The sequence below is a fragment of the Aquamicrobium sp. YD-1-mutant5 genome, assembly GCF_059509755.1.
Genome location: NZ_JCAKKP010000052.1, coordinates 1 through 556 on the forward strand (window position 1 = coordinate 1; position 556 = coordinate 556).

Sequence of the window (556 nt, forward strand, 5' to 3'; positions counted from 1 at the left end):
TGCATTTTGCGCGCGCCCACCTCTTCCTCGCCCACCCAGCCGATGCGCTGCAGCTCGTCGCCGAAGCGCTTGCCCTCCATGTCGGTGCGGCCATAGGCATAGTCGAGCTCAAGCTCGCCCGCGAACACGCCCGACGCCAGCATGGCCGGGGCAAAGCGCGCGCCTTCCTCGTTGGTCCAGTTGGTGACGACGATGGGATGCTTTGTGGCGATGCCGAGGTCGTTGAGCGAGCGCGCCACTTCCAGCCCCGCCAGCACGCCGAGCACGCCGTCGAACTTGCCGCCGGTCGGCTGGGTATCGAGATGCGAGCCGATATAGACCGGCAGCGCGTCCGGGTCGGTACCGGGGCGCGTCATGAACATGTTGCCCATGCGGTCGACGCCCATCTCAAGGCCGGCATCCTCGCACCAGCGCCGGAACAGATGGCGGCCCTCATTGTCGGCGTCGGTCAGCGTCTGGCGGTTGTTGCCGCCCGCAATGCCGGGACCAACCTTCGCCATCTCCATCAGCGAATCCCACAAACGGTCCGGATCAATGCGAAGGTTCTCGCCGGAGG

General features: G+C 66.5%; 1 protein-coding gene. It reads right to left on the bottom strand.

Annotated features, from left to right (window positions below):
- The coding region (locus AC5XE7_RS20835) for a M20/M25/M40 family metallo-hydrolase (RefSeq protein WP_495367435.1) at positions 1-556 on the bottom strand (556 nt) is incomplete at both ends.